We start from the raw sequence: 17,551 nt of genomic DNA on the forward strand, positions 1-17,551 counted from the left end.
GGCCTCATGGGTGCCCCAGTACCACCGCGAGGTCGGAGCGGCCGTTGACGCCCAGGGCGCGGTAGGTGTGCGTCAGGTGGAGTTCGACGGTGCGGACGCCGACCGACAGCTCCTCGGAGATCGCCGTGTTCGACCGGCCCTCCGCCGCCAGCAGGGCGACCCGCAGCTGAGCCGGACTCAGCCGTGCCCGGTTGGCGGAGGGCTGAGCGGCGAGGCGGGCGGCGACCTCCTCGGCGAGCGGGAACGGCCGGCCCCGTCTGACCGCCTCGTCGAGCAGGTGCCGCGCCTCCGTCGACCGGCCGGTGTCGAGCAGGGTGGAGGCCAGCGCGACCATCGCCCGCGCGTACAGTCTCCGGGTCGGCATGCCGGCGAGCAGACGTACCGCGGTCCGTAGATGCCCGAGCGCCGTACGGTCGGGGAGGGCCGGCCCGGCCCAGAGGTGAACGGCGCCGACCGCGCCCGGCGCTCCCCAGGTCCGGGCCGCCGTGAGGCTCTCGACCACCAGGCGCTCCGCCGCCTGCGGGGCCGCGCAGGCCGCCTCCGCCATGGCGAGATGCGAACGCCAGGGAAGGACGGCGGGGTTCACACAGCCGAGGGGCCGCAGGATCCGGCCGCACTCGCGCAGATGCGCCCTCGCCTCGGAGGTCCGGTCGGTGCGCAGGCACAGGACGCCCCGGGCGAACAGCAGGTGGGCACGGTCCAGGCCGTGCCCGTCGCGGTCCGACGGGGCCTTCGCCCGGGCCGACCGTGCCAGGATCGACTCCGCCAGGTCCGTCCGTCCGGACTCCAGGGCGACGACCATCTCCACCGCGGTCAGTCTCGGCAGCGCCCGCGGATGCCAGTGGTGTTTGGGCACCTCGGTGAACGCCTCTGCCAGCCGCTCCCTGGCCTGCTCCAACTCGCCGGTTCGCAAGGCGAGTTCGGCAAGCCCCAGCAGTGCTTGCCCGGCCACGGGGCTCACCCTGCGCCGTCGTGCCTCGGCCGTGATCCGCTGCAGTCCGGACCGGGCCAGCGCCACGTCCTCGGTGACGGCGAGCACGCGCGCGGCGAACAGCCGGGGAGTGAACAGCCCGTTTGCCGCCCGGATCAGCACGGTCCCGGCCAGCCGGCGGGCCTCGCCGATCTTCCGCCCGGCCAGGCAGTGCCGCCAGGCCCCGACCGCGGCCCGGGTCGCGTCGAACTCCGGCGTCTCCCGGTCGTCCCGGGGGCCGGGGGTCGAGGCGTCCGGCGCCGGTACCGGTGCCGGTCCGGGCGGGCAGGTTTCCGCGGCCAGCTCGTGCAGGCCGCGCAGCGTACGCCGCTCCGCCTCCGACGTGGCCCGCGCCGCCGTAGCGCTGAGCGCCTCCGCCGCGTCGTCCCCGGCGCGCAGCGCCAGCATGTCGGCGGCGAACAGCAGTGCCCCGGACCGGTCCGGGACGTCGGTCTCCCTCAGGATCCGCCGGAATCCGCGCTCGGCCGCCGCCGGCCGCCGCGACGACTGCGCCTTCGCCAGTTCCAGCAGTACGTCCGTGCGCAGCCCGTCGGCCGCTCCGCGGTCCAACGACCGTTCGAGGAACACCACCGCCGCGTCGTCGTCGCCGGACCGGCGCGCGGCCACGCCCGCCGCGTGGAGCGCGCCGGGCACCCAGGGCTCGTCCAGCGAGGTCCGTGCGGCCAGCCGGCCGAGCACGTCCTGCGGGAGACCCTCGCGGTGTGCCAACCGCACGGCACGCTCGTGGAGTTCACGGCGCCGGTCGCCGTCCAGGAGGCCGAGTGCCCGCTCGGCCACCAGCGGGTCGTACAGCCGGGGCCGCACGGCGGAGTCGAGCAGGCCGGTGACGGCCGGCTCCGTACGCGCCTGCTCGCCGTCCGGCACGGAGATCCCGGCCAGCTCGCAGACCTGGCGGAACGAGAAGTGCCCCGCCGCCACCGCGCTCGCCGCGACGAGCGCGGACGCCCGTGCGGACGCCCGCGCCAGTACGGTCCTCAGATGGTGCCGGCCCGTCTGGTCGGCGAGCGCGGCGAATTCGGCGGCGTCGGGGGGCGGGCCGGGCCATCGCCGGAGCGCGGCGCACAGGACCGCCGGGTTGCCGCCGGTCGCGGCGGTCGCGGCCGGCAGGAGCGAGTCGGCCGCCTCCTCGCCGTACGTCCGTACGAGCAGCGTCCGTACGGCGTGCTCGGTCAGCGGGCGCAGCGACAGCTCGTATCCGGGACCGGCCTGCGCGCCGAGCGGCGCCGGGTCGGAGTCCTCGGAGCCCTCGACGACCACCCACAACGCGGGTCGCGGTTTCGGTCGGCTCGTGGGCGACTTGGCCCGTTCCGCCTCCGATGTGCCCTGGGTGTCGTCGGTGAACAGGGCTGACGGGCCGCTGACCGGGGCGAGTTCGGCCTGCCAGGGTGCCGTGAGGACGTGCAGGCCGGACTGCCGGGCGAGGGCCGCGCCCTCGGCGAGCAAGGCGCTGCGTCCGGTGCCCGGCCGCCCGCGCACGACGACGGTCGCCGTCCCGCCGTTCGCGACCTGACGCACGGCCCGCTCCAACGTGGCCAGTTCCTCGGTCCGTTCCAGGAGCCCGTCGGGTGCGCCGGGTGGACCCGACGGGCGGAGCAGGTGGTTCACCGTGCCTGGCCGAGCGCTCGTGCCTGGGCAGGCCGCGGTCCGTGCGCCGGGAACCACTTCGCGAGGCCGACCCGCCCGGGGACGCCGAGCTTCCGGTACACGTTCGTCAGGTGGTACTCGACCGTGCGTACCGTCAGGCACAGGGCGTCCGCGATCGCCCGGTTCGACTTCCCGGCCGCCGCCATTTCCGCCACGGGACGTTCGGCGTGGCTGAGCGCCGCCAGGGTGTGCCGGCCCTCCGCCGAGCGGAGCGCACAGCGTGCCTGTTCGGCGACGGAGGTCAGGCCGCACCGCACGGCGATCGCCAGTGCCGCGCGCAGACGGGAGTGCGCACCTCGGTCCGACCGGAGCAGCAGGGCCTTGCCGAGGCGGAGTTCGGCGAGGGCCTGGGACTGCCGGTCGGAGCTTTGGGCCAGGACCCGGGCGCTCTCGGTGAGCAGTTCGACGCAGCCGGCCGGGTCGGCGGACACGCCCCGGGCCAGCAGACTCAGCCCCGTGCTGCGGGCCGTCGGCCATCGCTCGGCCAACTGCCCTCCGAGCTCGGCCCGTTGGACGGCGGCGCCCGGCCGGCCCAGCCGCATGAGCAACTCGGTGCTGTGCACCCACCAGAGGGTGAACACCGGGTTGTCCACGCCGGCGGCGGCGAGACTCGCCCCGCACCGCTCGAGCAGACGCAGGGCCTGCTCGGGCCGGCCGCGGTCACGCTCGACCAGGGCCAGGGCCGTCAGATGGTGGTGGTACTCCCAGACGCAGTCGTCGAGCCGACGGCCGTCGAGCCGGAGCAGCACCTCCTGCGCCCGGTCGAGGTCGCCCCGGGCGACCAGGGCACGGGCGAGGGCGATCGACGCCAGCCGGCTCCGCCCCGATGCGCCCTCTCCCTCGGAGAGACGGGACGCGGCCGACGCCGCCTCGGCGGCCTCGGCCGCCTGGCCCGATTCGAGCAGCACCAGGGCCCGCGCCGAAGCGGCGTGGCACTCGGCCCACATCTCCTCACGCTCGGCACTGTCGGCGACGGTCCGCTGCAACTGGTCGAGCGCGGTCGCGGTGTCGTCGGCCAGCGCGAGGACCTGCGCTGCGGCGACCCTGGCCCAGGCGGTGTGCGGCCGCCCGGACCAGAGGACCTGACGGGCGTCGGCGACCGCCGTCTCCCGCGCCTCCGGCTCGGAGGCGGTCAGCGCGGTGCGCAGCGCGCGGACGGCGAGGGCCATGCGCTCGGTGGGGCGGTCGGTGAAGACCGGGACGGTGGAGGAGGCGGGCGAGGTGAGGGCGGCAGGGATCGCGGAGACCGGAGAAACCGCAGAAGCCGGAGAGGTGGCGGGGACGGCGGGGGTGGGCGCCGGAGCCCGTTGTGTCCGCCCGGTCGGCGGGCCGTCCTGACGGCCGGGGCCCAGCTCGCGCAGCAGCGCGCCGAGCGCGGCGGGAGTGTCGGGGGAGGCGTGCACCATGAGGGAGGTGAGCAGGAGCAGGTCGGCGGCGTGGGCCCGGACCAGTGGATCGTCCGTGCCGGGGGGTGTCCCGGCAAGGTGAACGAGGTGTTCCCGGGCGGCCAGGGGATCGATGTCGATCAGCGCGGTGGCGAGGTCGATGCGGACGGCGGCATCGTCGGCGTCGGCGGCGTGGAGCCGCGTCAGGTAGGACACCGCGGCAGCCGGGCGGTCGTGCCGGGCGGCCGCCGCCGCCTCCTTGAGGACGGCACGCATCCAGGAGCGGTCCAGCGTGCTCTGCTCGAGCAACAGGTCGGCCACCTGCTCGGCCGGTTTGGCCGCGTCGTTGAGGATCTCGGCGGCCTGGGCGCGCATGCGCTCCCGCTCGGCCTCGGGCAGGGTGTCCAGCAGCGAGGGGATGCCGTGGACCGGTATGGGTCCGGGGAGCAGACCGCGGGCCTCGGCCCCCTCCAGGAGTCGGCCCGTCGCCTTGGACGGGAGTCCGGCCAGGGCGCCGACGAGGTCCGGGTCGGTGCTGCCGAGTGCCGCCGCCGCCCGGGCGACCTCGAGCAACCGGGGTTCACGCCGGGCGAGTTCGGCCAGGTCTTCGGCGGCCGGCCGGGCGGTGTCGGCGGGCCAGAGGCCCGCGGCGTCGACGACCGTGCAGTAGTCCCGCGTCGCCAGTTCGTGGAACGCCGCCGCGGCGGGCCCCGGCAGTCCAAGGGGCAGGTGCAGCAGGACGGTCAGCGGCTGCCGGTGAATGGCGCGCATCAGCCGGTCGATGAAGCGGAGCGTGCCCTCGTCACACCATTGCGCGTCGCCGATGGCGAGGACGAGTGGTCCGCGTGCCAGCAGCCCGCAGACCAACGAGTGGGTCGCGTAACGGATTTCGTGGCCCGGCGGCGAGGCGCCGAGCAGGCGTCGCAGCACGGCGTGCTCCGTGCCGGCCGCTTCACGCCGGCAGCCCACGCGCCGTACATTCGCCTCGCGTCCGTACGTGACGCTGACATGGCGGGCGATGGCGTCCACCGAGCCACGGGCGGGGGAGCCCAGCATCACCACGCAGCGTGCGCCGCGGTGTTCGCCCCGGACCGGGCAGGCGGACGGCCCGCGTGGCGTGGCGGCCGGCACGGCGGCGGCTCCCGTCCTGAGCGGGTGGGAGCGGGAGGCAGAGAACGAGGGAACCGAAGGGACCGAGGGAACCGGATGCTCCGGCTCTGATCTTCTCGCACTCATAATCATTACGATATGACAGTGCTGTGACTTTTTGTTGATGACGCCGGGCCCTTCGTGTCCAGGTGGCTCGCCGGGGTCAACCGGCCCGGAAAGGCCTGTGCTGACCGGCTCCGCTGAGGAAGGGAGGCTCCGTGCGGCTCCTGGAGCGGACAAAGGATCTCGACACGGTCCGATGTGCGATGAACGGTGTGCAAACCGGTGACACCGTGCTTATTGCGGTCACCGGAACTCCGGGCATGGGACGTTCGGCCTTCCTCGACGCGGTAGCGGTCCACGCGGAACAGCACGGCTTCGTCGTACGGCGAGCCCGAGGCAGCCGACTGGAACAGGGCCTGCCCCTCGGCCACCCCGGTCCGGCCCGCCCGGAAGCCACCGGCCGCCCGGTCGCACTGCTCGTCGACGACCTGCAGCGGGCGGGGGAGCCGGCCCTGACCCGGCTGACCGCGTTGCTCGCCGACCCGGGGCCGGGCCCGCTGCTCATGGCGGTCGCCGTGTGCGAGGGCGAGTTCGCCACCGAGACGCCGGGGGTGCAGGAAATCCTGTCGGCCGCCCACCGGGTGATCCGGATGGGGCCGCTCGGCACGGAGGGAGTACGTGCCCTGCTCGGGGAACGCGGCATCGTGCTCGCCGACGACCAGGTCCACGCCTGGACCCACGCCACCGGCGGCAACCCGGCGCTGATCATCTCCTTGCTGGAGCGGCTGGAGCGGCTGGAGCGTGCGGGCCGCGGTGCCTCCGCAGGCCTGCTCGACATCGCCCGTGCCCAGCCCGCGCCCTGGAGCCTGCGGTCCCGCGTGGCCGCGGCCCTGACCGGTCACCCGGAGTCCGTCGGCCGGCTCGCCGCCTGCGCTGCGCTCCTCGGCGGAGAGACCGAGACGCACGTCCTCGCCCGTCTGGCGGATCTGGACCCGGTCGAAGGGAACGCGGCGGCCAGGACGCTGATCAGACTCGGCTGGGCGGCCGACCGCTGGACACCGCCCGTACTGTGGGACTGCGTACGGGAGGCCGCCGAGGAGGGGATCTCGCTCACCGACCGCGACCGGCTGCACCGCCGGGCGGCCGAACTGCTCCACGCCTCGGGCGCACCGGCCGAGCGGGTCGTCCCCCATTTCATGGAGGTCGGCCCCGGTGACTGGACCGAGGCCGCACAGGTGATGCGGGAGACCGCCCGCGAGGTGTGGCGCGGTGGCGACGACGCGCTCGCGATCCGCTGTCTGCGCCGGGCCCTGCGCGAGTTCCCGTCCTACAGCCCCCAGCGCGGCGACCTGCTGGCCGCCCTCGCCGACGTGGAACGGAACGCCGACACCGCCGCGATGCTGCGCCACGTCGGCCAGGCGCTTCCCCTGCTGGACGCGGTCCCGGAACGCGCCGCGGTCGTGGCCCGTGTGCCGCTCACGCTGTTCCTCTCCGCTCCGCACGCGGCGTCGGAGATGCTGGAACAAGCCGGGGCGGGGCGCACGGGACCGATGGTGCCGACGGCCGACCCGACGGCATGGGCCGCCCCGAAGGCGTCGGGGACATCGGAGGCCTCGGAGCTCGGGCTGCGGCTGGAGGCCCGCGTACGGCTGTCGCGGCTGGGGGACCCGGCGGCCCAGGCCGCCGCCGTCCAACGGCTGCGAGCCCTCGACCCCGAACGGGTCCTCGCCCCCGGACCGGTTCCCGGTCCCGGCACCGCGGCCCGGCGGGAACTCATGGCGGTCCTCGTCTTCGCGGGCGTCCTCGGCGGCCGGCTGCCTGCCACCGAGGTCGCCGCCCGCACGCGGTGGCTGCTGGAGCACGAACCGGCGTCGGCCGCCTCGGAGTACACCGCGTCCGCACTGACGATCGCCTCCGCGGCCGTCGCGGAGGCGAGTGAACCGGCGCGCTGCTGGCTGGACACGGCGCTCGAGACGGCGCGGCAGCGCGACGACCGGCGGCTGCGCACGGCCGTGCTGAGCTGGCGCGCGCTCACCGCCGTGCACGCCGGCCGGCCCGCCGACGCCCGGGCGGACGCGCGGGAGGCCTGCGCGACAGCTCCCGACCCGGCGCGGGACCCGGTGGGGGACTCGCTGGGGGACCACGACTGGCTGGCGGTGCTCAGCCTGACGTCCGTGGCGGTCGAGACGGGTGACACCTGGCTGGCGGAGCGGCTGCGGGACCGACTGGCCCAGGGGCAGGGCGCCGGGCAACCGGTGTGCGGGCTCGCCCTGCGGGTGCTGCAGATCCCGCTGACCGCGGAGCGTGAACTGCCCGCCCTCGCAGCCGATGTGCAGGACGCCGCCCGCCGCGCAGAGGCGGCGGGCTGGTGCAACCGGACCTTGTTCCCGGTCGACGTGTGGCGCGCGCCCCTGCTGCTCCGCCTCGGCGACCCGGAGGCCGCGCTCCGACTCCTCGCCCGCGCCTGTGAACGGGCACGGCGCTTCGGCGCACCGACCGCACTCGGCCGGACCCTGCGCATGTGGGGCACCGTGGTGCGCGGCCGCTACGCCCTGTCCCTGCTCGCCGAGTCCGTCGCCGTGCTCAGGGAGAGCTCCAACCACCTGGAGCTGGGACGGTCGTTGACGGCGTACGGCAACCGGCTGCGGGCCGCCGGACGGCCGGGCTCCGACGAGATCCTCGCCGAGGCGGACCGGATCGCCGAGGCGACGGGCGAGGCGGTGCTGCGGCGCTGGCTCGCCTCGCAGCCGTCGTCCCCGCACGGTGCGCCGCCGTGCGGAGGCGTACCGGTGGTCGGCGGGCTGCTCAGCGACACCGAGCGGCGGGTCGCCTCCCTGGTGGCCCTGGGTCACACCAACCAGGACGCCGCCGAGGCGCTCGGAGTCACCCGGCGGGCCGTGGAGAAGAGCCTCACCAGGCTGTACCACCGGCTGGACGTGGACGGCAGGGCCGGGCTGGTTCCGGCGGTGCGCCGCATGGCCGGAAGGGCGGTCTTCGGTTCGGGCGTGCTCGCGGAGCGGCTGTGACCCGGTAGCCGGGGTGCCGGTGCGGGTAGGGGTGCCGGGGCGAGGGCCGGTGCCGGGACCGGTGACCGGGGGCGGTGCCCGATCGGTGCACCGATCGGGCTACTCACCGGTAAGCCGGATCGGTCCCGTCCGGCAATGGAAAATGTGGGTGAAAATGCCGGTAATTAGCGGATGACCGGAGGTTGCCGAGCGGTGCCCGGGGCTGTTTCCCGCTGCTTCCCGGAGTTCGCCGCGACGGTCTCTCCGAACCCGTGGGACGGCGACCACAGTCTTTCGCGGCGGTCCCGGATTCCATTGCACGTCAACGCCCGTGCTCCGTAGACTGGCTCGCGGCCAGTGAAAGATTCGAGAGAGGGAGGGAAAGGCTTACATGGCCCTCGCGAAGATCAGTACGGTGGACGGACTCATGCGGGCGGCGGAGGCGCACGCCACCCTGCCCGGAAAAAGTCCGTTTTCCGTCGAAACGTTGCATGAAATAGATTCCTCCCTGTTCGACGCGGAAATCGGAAGCGAGAAGTACCGTGATGCGTTCCTTTCGCTTTTCGAGCGCTCCGGAATCGCTCTCGCCATTCTCGACCTGAATCTGCGGGTGCGTTCCGTCAACAGCCCCGTGATGCCCCGGTGCGCCCAGCGGGCGGACGAGCTGCGCGGCCGTGAATTCGTGGAGTTCCTGCACCCGAGTGTGCGACAGCACGTGCTGCGTGAGTTCGGCCGGCTCGTGCAGGGACACCGGACTCGTCTCGTCGGTCACTCCGTCGTCCTGTCCGTCTACGGCAACACGGTCTCCGGCAAGATCACCGCGTTCCCGGTGACCGACGGCGCGGGCCGGGTCGAGATGATCGTGGTGCAGTTCACGCCGGAGGAAACGCCCGCCGACCGCGAGGTGTACGACGGCTCGCAAGGGAAGCTGGCCCCGCTCAGCGCGAAGGTCCTGGAGGGCGTGGCGGCGGGTGATCCGACCGTACGTCTGGCGGCCAAGCTGTTCCTCAGCCGGCAGGGCATCGAGTACCACGTCGGCATGCTGCTGCGGCAGTTCCAGGTGCCCAACCGGACGGCACTGGCGGCGAAGGCCTACTCGATGGGCATGTTCAGCATCGGCAGCTGGCCGCCCAGGGTGCTCCCCGACTACATCCGCTCGGAGCAGCAGGGAGCGGAGAGCGGATGGGGCGGGACGCGCGCACGATCGCGGCAGCGCCAGACCTCAGGACGCTGAACACCTCAGGACGCCGAGCACGCCGGAACCACGCCAGAACGAGGACGATGTGAAACTACTGGTCGTTGAGGCCAACGAACGGGTGTCGGCAGCTCTCCGGGCAGCTCTGGAGGAACAGGGTCTGGAGGCGGTGTGCGCGTCCACCGGCAGGGCCGCGCTCGAGCTGCTGGACCGGGCCCGCCCGGATGTCGTCCTGCTCGACCTCGCCCTCCCCGACTGCGACGGCTTCGGACTGTGCGGCGCGATGCGGGCCGCCAGTGCGGTCCCGATCCTGGTGACCACCGCGCGCGGGGACCATCTGTCCTGCGTGCGAGCGCTCGACCTGGGCGCGGACGACCACCTCGTCAAGCCCTACAACCTGGCCGAACTGCTGGCCCGGGCCAGGGCGGTGGTGCGCCGCAGCCGGCCCGCCGAGCCCGCCCCCGCCGACCTCGGAACCGACACCGACACCGCCCCCGTCGCGGCCGCCCCGGACGGTCCCTCCGAGGAGTCGCCGGGAGACCTGCTGCTGGCCGGGCGGGTACGCATCGACCTGCGGGAGCGGGCCGTCCTGGTCGACGGTGCCCCGACCGAACTGCCGGACGACGAGTTCGACATCCTGGCCGCGCTGGCCCGGCGGCCGGGCCGGACACTGCGCACCGACCAGATCGTCGAGGAGGTCCTGCGCGCACACCGGGCGTCGCTGCGCGCCACCCTGCCGACCCGGATCGCCTCGCTGAGGGAACGGCTCGGACCGTCCCGGCTGGTCGAGTCCCCCGAGGCCGGGTGCTACCGGCTCCCGGTCCCCGAACCGTACGCCTGACGGCTCGGGACGCCCCGGAGGGGCAGGGGGCGAGGGGAGGCCGCCGTGTTCCGGTGGAAGTCCCGGGCCCGGTCGAGGTCACTGACGGGCAGCGGGAACACTTCCAAGGCCATGTCCATGGGCACAGCTCCTGTGTCGGCCCGGACCGACTTGTGGGCGTCGGCTTCGGCGGCACGCGAACCGTCGTCTCGTCCGGCTGAACGGCTCCCCTCACCGAAGCCGAAGGCGGTGCGCGGCGCCACCGGGAACACGACGGCGTGTCGCGGGCCGTGGCGGACCCCGCGCGCCCCCGGAACCCGTCGTACGCCGCCCCGGGCCGGGCCCCGAAGGTGCCGATAGGCTCGTCGCCAGTACGACCACCGTGATCCGAGGACCGAGGGAGGCCGGGGATGACGTCGGCGCCGGGGCGCAGGAGCAGTACTTTCACACGGCTGCTGCGGCACGGTTTCACCGACCCGTCCGCCGCCGAGCGGCTGCTGGACGGACCCGAGCTGGTGCCCGTGCGCGACGACCCGGTGCTGCTGGACGCGCTCGGCGCGACCGCCGACCCCGATCTCGCGCTGCACGGGCTGGTCCGGCTGCTGGAGGCGCAGACCACCGCCACCGACCGGCAGGAAGTGCTCGACACGCTGATCGCCGCCAAGCCGCTGCGCGACCGGCTGCTCGGTGTGCTCGGTGCCTCCGAGGCCCTGGCCGACCACCTCGCCCGGCACGCCGGCGACTGGCGGGCGCTCGTCACGTACGAGGCGCGGGACCTGCATCCCGGCCTGACCGAGTTCGAGGACGGCCTCGCCGGCGTCACCGACCCGGTGTCGCTGCGCGTCGCCTACCGGCGCTGCCTGCTGTCCATCGCCGCCCGGGACGTCTGCGGCACCACCGAGGTGTCCGAGACCGCCGCCGAACTCGCCGACCTGGCCACCGCCACCCTGCGGGCCGCCCTCGCGCTCGCCGAGGCCGACGCACCCGAGGACGCCGCCCTGTGCAGGCTCGCGGTGGTCGCGCTGGGCAAGTGCGGCGGACACGAGCTGAACTACGTGTCGGACGTCGACGTCATCTTCGTCGGAGAAGCCGTCGAGAAGGGTGACGGGGCGGACGAGGACAAGGCCCTGCGCGCCGCGACCCGGCTGGCCTCGCACATGATGCGGATCTGCTCCGAGAACACCGTCGAGGGCACCATCTGGCCCGTCGACGCCAACCTGCGGCCCGAGGGACGCAACGGCCCCCTCGTCCGCACCCTCGCCTCGCACCGCGCCTACTACCAGCGCTGGGCCAAGACCTGGGAGTTCCAGGCGTTGCTCAAGGCCCGCCCGGTGGCCGGCGACCTCGACCTCGGCGAGGAGTACGTCGCCGCCCTCCGACCGCTGGTGTGGCAGGCCGCCGAGCGGGAGAACTTCGTCGCCGACGTCCAGAAGATGCGACGCCGGGTCGTCGAGAACATCCCCACCGCCCAGGTCGACCGCCAGCTCAAGCTCGGTCCCGGCGGGCTGCGCGACGTCGAGTTCGCCGTGCAGCTGCTCCAGCTGGTGCACGGCCGCACCGACCCCTCCCTGCGCAGCGGCACCACCCTCGACGCGCTGAAGGCCCTCGCCGTCGGCGGCTACGTCGGCCGCGCCGACACCGCCCAGCTCGACGCCGCCTACCGCTTCCTGCGCTCGCTCGAACACCGCATCCAGCTGTACCGGCTGCGCCGCACCCACCTGGTCCCGGAGGACGAGGCCGAGCTGCGCCGCATCGGCCGCTCCCTGGGCATGCGCAACGACCCGGTGACGAGCCTGACCCGCGAGTGGAAACGGCACGCCACCGTCGTACGGCGGCTGCACGAGAAGCTGTTCTACCGGCCGCTGCTCGACGCGGTCGCCCAGCTCGCCCCCGGCGAGGCCCGGCTCAGCGCGGAGGCGGCCCGGGAGCGGCTGGTCGCCCTCGGCTACGCCGACCCCGGCGCCGCCCTGCGGCACCTGGAGGCGCTGGCGTCCGGCGTGACCCGCAAGGCGGCCATCCAGCGGACCCTGCTGCCCGTGCTGCTCGGCTGGTTCGCCGACTCCGCCGACCCGGACGCCGGCCTGCTCAACTTCCGCAAGGTCTCGGACGCGCTCGGCAAGACCCCCTGGTACCTGCGGCTGCTGCGGGACGAGGGCGCCGCCGCCGAGAACCTGGCCCGGGTGCTGTCCGCCGGACGGCTCGCCCCCGACCTGCTGATGCGCGCCCCCGAGGCGGTGGCCCTGCTCGGCGACGGGGAGGCCGGGGGCCTCAGGCCCCGCTCCCGCGCCCACCTGGAGCAGGAGATCCTCGCCGCGGTCCGCCGCGCCGACGGAGCGGCCCAGGCGGTCACGGCCGCCCGCGGGGTGCGCCGCCGCGAGCTGTTCCGTACGGCCGCCACCGACATCATCGGTTCCTACGGCACCGAGTCCCAGCCCGCCGAGGCCGACCAGGGCGCCCTGGTGGACCTGGTCGGCGGCGCCGTGTCCGACCTGACGGCCGCCACCCTCGCCGGAACCCTGCGCGCGGTCGTCCGGGAGGGCTGGGGGGACACCCTCCCCACCCGCTTCGCGATCATCGGCATGGGCCGCTTCGGCGGCCACGAGCTGGGCTACGGCTCCGACGCGGACGTCCTGTTCGTCCACGAACCGCGTGACGGCGTGGACGAGCGGGAGGCGGCCGAGGCGGCCGGCAAGATCGTCGCCGAGATGCGCCGGCTGCTCCAGCTCCCCAGCGCCGACCCGCCCCTGCTCATCGACGCCGACCTGCGTCCGGAGGGCCGGTCCGGGCCGCTGGTGCGCACCCTGAAGTCGTACGAGGCGTACTACCGCCGCTGGTCCCTGGTGTGGGAGCGGCACGCGCTGCTGCGCGCCGAGCTCGTCGCCGGCGACGAGGACCTCGGCCGCCGCTTCGTCGAGCTGATCGAACCACTGCGTTACCCGGCCGCCGGGCTCGACGAGGAGGCGGTGCGCGAGATCCGCCGTCTGAAGGCCCGGATGGAGTCCGAACGGCTGCCGCGCGGCACCGACCCCAAACTGCACGCCAAGCTCGGTCCGGGCGGTTTGTCCGACGTGGAGTGGACCGTGCAGCTGATGCAGCTGCGGCACGGCGCGCGGGAGCCCGGTCTGCGCACGACCAGGACCCGGGAGGCGCTGGCCGCCGCCCAGGCGGCGGGGCTCGTCTCCGAGCAGGACGCGGCCACCCTCGACGAGGCGTGGGTGCTGGCCACCGGCGTGCGCAACGCGGTCATGCTGGTCCGCGGGCGGGCCGGCGACACCTTCCCCGCCGACCCCCGCGAACTGGCCGCCGTCGGCCGCTACCTGGGCTACGGTCCGGGCCACGCCGGCGACATGCTCGACGCGTACCGGCGCACGACCCGCAGGGCGCGGGGCGTGATGGAGGAACTGTTCTACGGCGGGTCCTAGGACCCGTCCGGGGCGAGGGCGGAGTCCGGCGTGCGGGGGGCCACCACGCCCGCCTTCCCGCTGGCCGGGACCCCGCCGTCGGAGCTGTCCGAGCCGGCCGGGCCCTCGCCGCCCCCGCCGCCCGTGCCGGTGAGGCTCCCGCCGCCGTGGTCCGGCACGAGCCTCGGCAGGGCGTACGGGCGGCTGCCGTACCAGACCGTCGCCAGCGCGTAGCCGAGGGCGAGGCAGAGCAGGCCGCCCACCGCGTCCAGCCAGAAGTGGTTGGCGGTGGCGACGATGACCACCAGCGTGCCCGCCGGGTACAGCAGCCCCAGGACCCGCGCCCACGGGACGGTCGCCAGCGCGAAGACGGTCAGCCCGCACCACACCGACCAGCCGATGTGCATCGAGGGCATCGCGGCGTACTGGTTGGACATGTTCTTCAGGTCGCCGGAGGCCATCGACCCCCACGTCTCGTGGACCACGACGGTGTCGATGAAACCGCCGCCGTTCATCAGGCGCGGCGGGGCGAGCGGGAACAGGTAGTAGCCGGCCAGGGCGACGACCGTGGTCGAGAACAGCACCAGCCGGGTCGCCGCGTAACGGCCGGGATGGGTACGGTAGAGCCACACCAGGACACCCAGCGTGACCACGAAGTGCAGCGTGGCGTAGTAGTAGTTCATGCCGACCACGAGCCAGGTCACCGAGTTCACCGCGTGGTTGACCGACTGCTCGAAGGCGAGACCGAGCTGCTGCTCCAGGTCCCAGAGCCAGTCCGCGTTGCGCAGTGCCTTGGACTTCTGCTCCGGCACGGCGTTGCGGACGAGTGAGTACGTCCAGTAACTCACCGCGATCAGCAGGATCTCGAACCACAACCGCGGCCGACGGGGAGTGCGCAGACGACGCAGGAGGTCCCGCCCCTCCCCGTTTCCGACGGAGTGCGCTGCGGCCTGGTCCTCCCGGCCTTCCAGCGTGGTCACCGTCGCTTCACCCATGGGCACAGAGTCTGCCAGAAAAGCCCTTCCCGCAGATCACCCCCCGGTCGGGACCGACCCGCATGTCCTCCCTGGACAGCGGCCCGCGGCCCCTCCCGGGGCAGTGGACGAAACGTCGTCCCCTCCGCCCTAGGGACGGTTTCGGTCCCCGGGGGCCGAAGCGGTCGAACCGCGCACCACCAGCTCCGGCATGAACACGAACTCGCTGTGCGGAGCGGGCGTCCCGCCGATCTCCTCCAGCAGGGTGCGCACCGCGGCCTGGCCCATCGCCGGGACCGGCTTGCGGACCGTGGTCAGCGGCGGGTCGGTGAAGGCGATCAGCGGGGAGTCGTCGAAGCCGACCACCGAGATGTCCCTCGGCACGTCCAGGCCGCGCTGCCGCGCCGCCCGTATCGCACCCAGCGCCATCATGTCGCTGGCGCACACCAGCGCCGTGCACCCGCGGTCCATGAGCGCCGTGGCGGCGGCCTGGCCGCCCTCCAGGGTGTACAGGGAGTGCTGGACCAGCTCCGTCTCCACGGTCCGGGCGTCCAGGCCCACCTGGTCCTGCATGGTGCGGACGAAGCCCTCGATCTTGCGCTGCACGGGCACGAACCGCTTCGGCCCGAGCGCCAGCCCGATGCGGGTGTGGCCGAGGGAGGCGAGATGCGTGACCGCGAGCGCCATAGCCGCCCGGTCGTCGGGGGAGATGAACGGCGCCTGCACCTTCGGTGAGAAGCCGTCGACCAGCACGAACGGCACACCCTGGGCGCGCAGTCGCTCGTAGCGCTGCATGTCGGCGGTGGTGTCCGCGTGCAGCCCGGAGACGTAGATGATGCCGGCCACCCCCCGGTCCACGAGCATCTCCGTCAGCTCGTCCTCCGTCGACCCGCCCGGGGTCTGGGTGGCGAGCACCGGCGTGTAGCCCTGACGGGTCAGTGCCTGCCCGATGACCTGGGCCAGGGCCGGGAAGATCGGGTTCTCCAGCTCCGGGGTGATCAGACCCACCAGACCCTCGCTGCGCTGCCGCAGCCGCACCGGGCGTTCGTAGCCCAGGACGTCGAGGGCGGCGAGCACGGACTGGCGGGTGGTGGCGGCGACGCCCGGCTTGCCGTTGAGCACGCGGCTGACGGTCGCCTCACTCACCCCGGCCTGGGCGGCGATGTCGGCAAGACGTGTGGTCACAGCACCGGACTGTATCCGCCGGCCCACTCGTTGGACACCGGACGGACGCCTGGTGCGCGCCGTCGAACGGCCCGCTGCGGGCTGCTGGGTCATCGCTGTCCCTCTTGTCGTGGCATGTCGTGGCATGTCGTGGTCGGCAGGTCGTGATCGGCGTCCGTACCGCAACGGATGATTCTCCCGACGGAAACGGATGGCAAGTACTTGCAGAGTCTTGCACAACCGTCCGAACCCCGGTCCTGTGACCGGAAACCCGGGGTCGCGCGGCGGTCGGGGAGCCGCCCGGAGCGGGTCAAGGGGAGGTCACGGCGGCATAACTGTCGCGCCTCCTTGCAAAATTTTTCAGCAAGGTCTTTCGGATCAGTTGCATCGCTGTTACGTTCACGTCGCCCGGCGGCCCCATCGGCGCGGTCGGCAGTCGGCAGGACGGCAGACGGGGCCGCACCCTGCACACCCGGGCTTCACACCCTCAAGGAGAACTCATGCGGCGTGGCATAGCGGCCACCGCGCTGGTGGCGTCCCTCGCCCTCACGGCGACGGCCTGCGGCGGAGACAGCGACAGCGGCGACAAGGCCGACGGCCCGGTCACCATCACCTGGTGGGACACCTCCAACGCGACCAACGAGGCGCCGACGTACAAGGCCCTGGTCAAGGAGTTCGAGGCGGCCAACAAGGACATCAAGGTCAACTTCGTCAACGTCCCCTTCGACCAGGCACAGAACAAGTTCGACACCGCCGCCGGCTCCAAGGGCGCCCCCGACGTGCTGCGCTCCGAGGTCGGCTGGACCCCCGCCTTCGCCAAGAAGGGCTTCTTCCTGCCGCTGGACGGCACCGAGGCGCTGAAGGACCAGGCCGCGTTCAAGCCCAACCTGGTCGAGCAGGCCAAGTACGAGGGCAAGACCTACGGCGTGCCGTTCACCACGGACACCCTCGCCTTCGTCTACAACAAGGAACTGTTCGAGAAGGCCGGCGTCGAGGCCCCCAAGACCTGGGACGACCTGAAGAAGGCCGCCGCCACCATCAAGGACAAGACCGGCGTCGACGGCTACTGGGGCTCCACCGCGGGCTACTACGCCCAGCCGTTCCTCTACGGCGAGGGCACCGACATGGTCGACGCCGACGCCAAGAAGATCACCGTGAAGTCGGCCGAGGCCAAGAAGGCCTACGGCACCTGGCTGGACCTCTTCGACGGCAAGGGCCTGCACAAGGCCGACGTCACCGCCGAGGCCTACGCCCACATCCAGGACGCGTTTGTCAACGGCAAGGTCGCCTCGATCATCCAGGGCCCGTGGGAGATCACCAACTTCTACAAGGGCTCCGCCTTCAAGGACAAGGCGAACCTGGGCATCGCCACCGTCCCGGCCGGCTCCACCGGCAAGGCGGGCGCCCCGACCGGCGGCCACAACCTCTCGGTCTACGCCGGCTCCGAGAAGGCGAAGCAGGAGGCCGCGCTGAAGCTCGTCAACTTCATGACCTCGGCCAAGGCCCAGGAGACCATCGCCCTGAAGAACTCCACGCTGCCCACCCGCGACGACGCCTACACCGACGAGGTCAAGGCCGACCCGGGCATCGCCGGCTACCAGACGGTCCTCGAGGCCGCCCAGCCGCGCCCGGCGCTGCCCGAGTACAGCTCGCTGTGGGGTCCGATGGACGACGAGCTGCCCCAGATCGCGGGCGGCAAGGAGTCCCTGGACAAGGGGCTGAGCGACGCGGAGATCGCCATCACCAAGCTGGTGCCGGACTTCAGCAAGTAACCGCCCGTGTGGCCGCCGGACCCGCTTCCAGGAGGGGAGGGCCCGGCG

The 17,551-nt window shown here is 73.4% G+C and carries 9 protein-coding genes; 5 read left to right on the forward strand and 4 right to left on the reverse strand.

Annotation, left to right across the window (positions count from 1 at the left end):
• Positions 1-4 precede the first annotated feature (4 nt).
• Positions 5-2,596, reverse strand: coding sequence for a helix-turn-helix transcriptional regulator (locus tag AB0I73_RS17745; RefSeq protein ID WP_363038324.1), 2,592 nt, complete (start codon positions 2,594-2,596; stop codon positions 5-7).
• Positions 2,593-5,076, reverse strand: a complete 2,484-nt coding sequence (locus AB0I73_RS17750) for a LuxR C-terminal-related transcriptional regulator (protein WP_363038326.1) — start codon at positions 5,074-5,076, stop codon at positions 2,593-2,595. The genes AB0I73_RS17745 and AB0I73_RS17750 overlap by 4 nt, the downstream gene beginning before the upstream one ends.
• 359 nt (positions 5,077-5,435) lie before the next feature.
• Between AB0I73_RS17750 and AB0I73_RS17755 the strand changes: the two genes are divergently transcribed.
• The 4 genes from AB0I73_RS17755 (at position 5,436) to AB0I73_RS17770 (ending at position 13,614) form a co-directional block, all read left to right on the forward strand.
• A complete protein-coding gene (locus tag AB0I73_RS17755) occupies positions 5,436-8,198 on the forward strand; it encodes a LuxR C-terminal-related transcriptional regulator (RefSeq protein ID WP_363038328.1) in 2,763 nt (920 codons plus the stop codon).
• 370 nt (positions 8,199-8,568) lie between these two features.
• Positions 8,569-9,411, forward strand: coding sequence for a PAS domain-containing protein (locus AB0I73_RS17760; protein WP_363038330.1), 843 nt, complete (start codon positions 8,569-8,571; stop codon positions 9,409-9,411).
• A 49-nt stretch (positions 9,412-9,460) separates the two neighbouring features.
• Positions 9,461-10,213 (forward strand): response regulator transcription factor, encoded by a 753-nt coding sequence (locus tag AB0I73_RS17765; RefSeq protein ID WP_363038332.1) that lies wholly within the window; start codon positions 9,461-9,463, stop codon positions 10,211-10,213.
• A gap of 389 nt (positions 10,214-10,602) precedes the next feature.
• The gene (locus tag AB0I73_RS17770; RefSeq protein WP_363038334.1) at positions 10,603-13,614 is read left to right on the forward strand and encodes a bifunctional [glutamine synthetase] adenylyltransferase/[glutamine synthetase]-adenylyl-L-tyrosine phosphorylase; all 3,012 of its coding nucleotides are present in this window, start codon (positions 10,603-10,605) and stop codon (positions 13,612-13,614) included.
• Here AB0I73_RS17770 and AB0I73_RS17775 read toward each other — a convergent pair.
• Positions 13,611-14,588, reverse strand: a complete 978-nt coding sequence (locus AB0I73_RS17775) for a phosphatase PAP2 family protein (RefSeq protein WP_363038336.1) — start codon at positions 14,586-14,588, stop codon at positions 13,611-13,613. The two genes, AB0I73_RS17770 and AB0I73_RS17775, sit on opposite strands and share 4 nt — an antisense overlap.
• Before the next feature lie 129 nt (positions 14,589-14,717).
• Positions 14,718-15,752, reverse strand: coding sequence for a LacI family DNA-binding transcriptional regulator (locus tag AB0I73_RS17780; protein ID WP_363038338.1), 1,035 nt, complete (start codon positions 15,750-15,752; stop codon positions 14,718-14,720).
• 479 nt (positions 15,753-16,231) lie between these two features.
• Between AB0I73_RS17780 and AB0I73_RS17785 the strand changes: the two genes are divergently transcribed.
• Positions 16,232-17,503 carry an extracellular solute-binding protein gene (locus tag AB0I73_RS17785; RefSeq protein ID WP_363038340.1) on the forward strand — a complete coding sequence of 424 codons (1,272 nt, stop codon included), beginning with the start codon at positions 16,232-16,234 and terminating at the stop codon, positions 17,501-17,503.
• Positions 17,504-17,551 lie beyond the last annotated feature (48 nt).

The organism is Streptomyces sp. NPDC050388 (assembly GCF_040655635.1).
Taxonomy (GTDB): Bacteria; Actinomycetota; Actinomycetes; order Streptomycetales; family Streptomycetaceae; genus Streptomyces.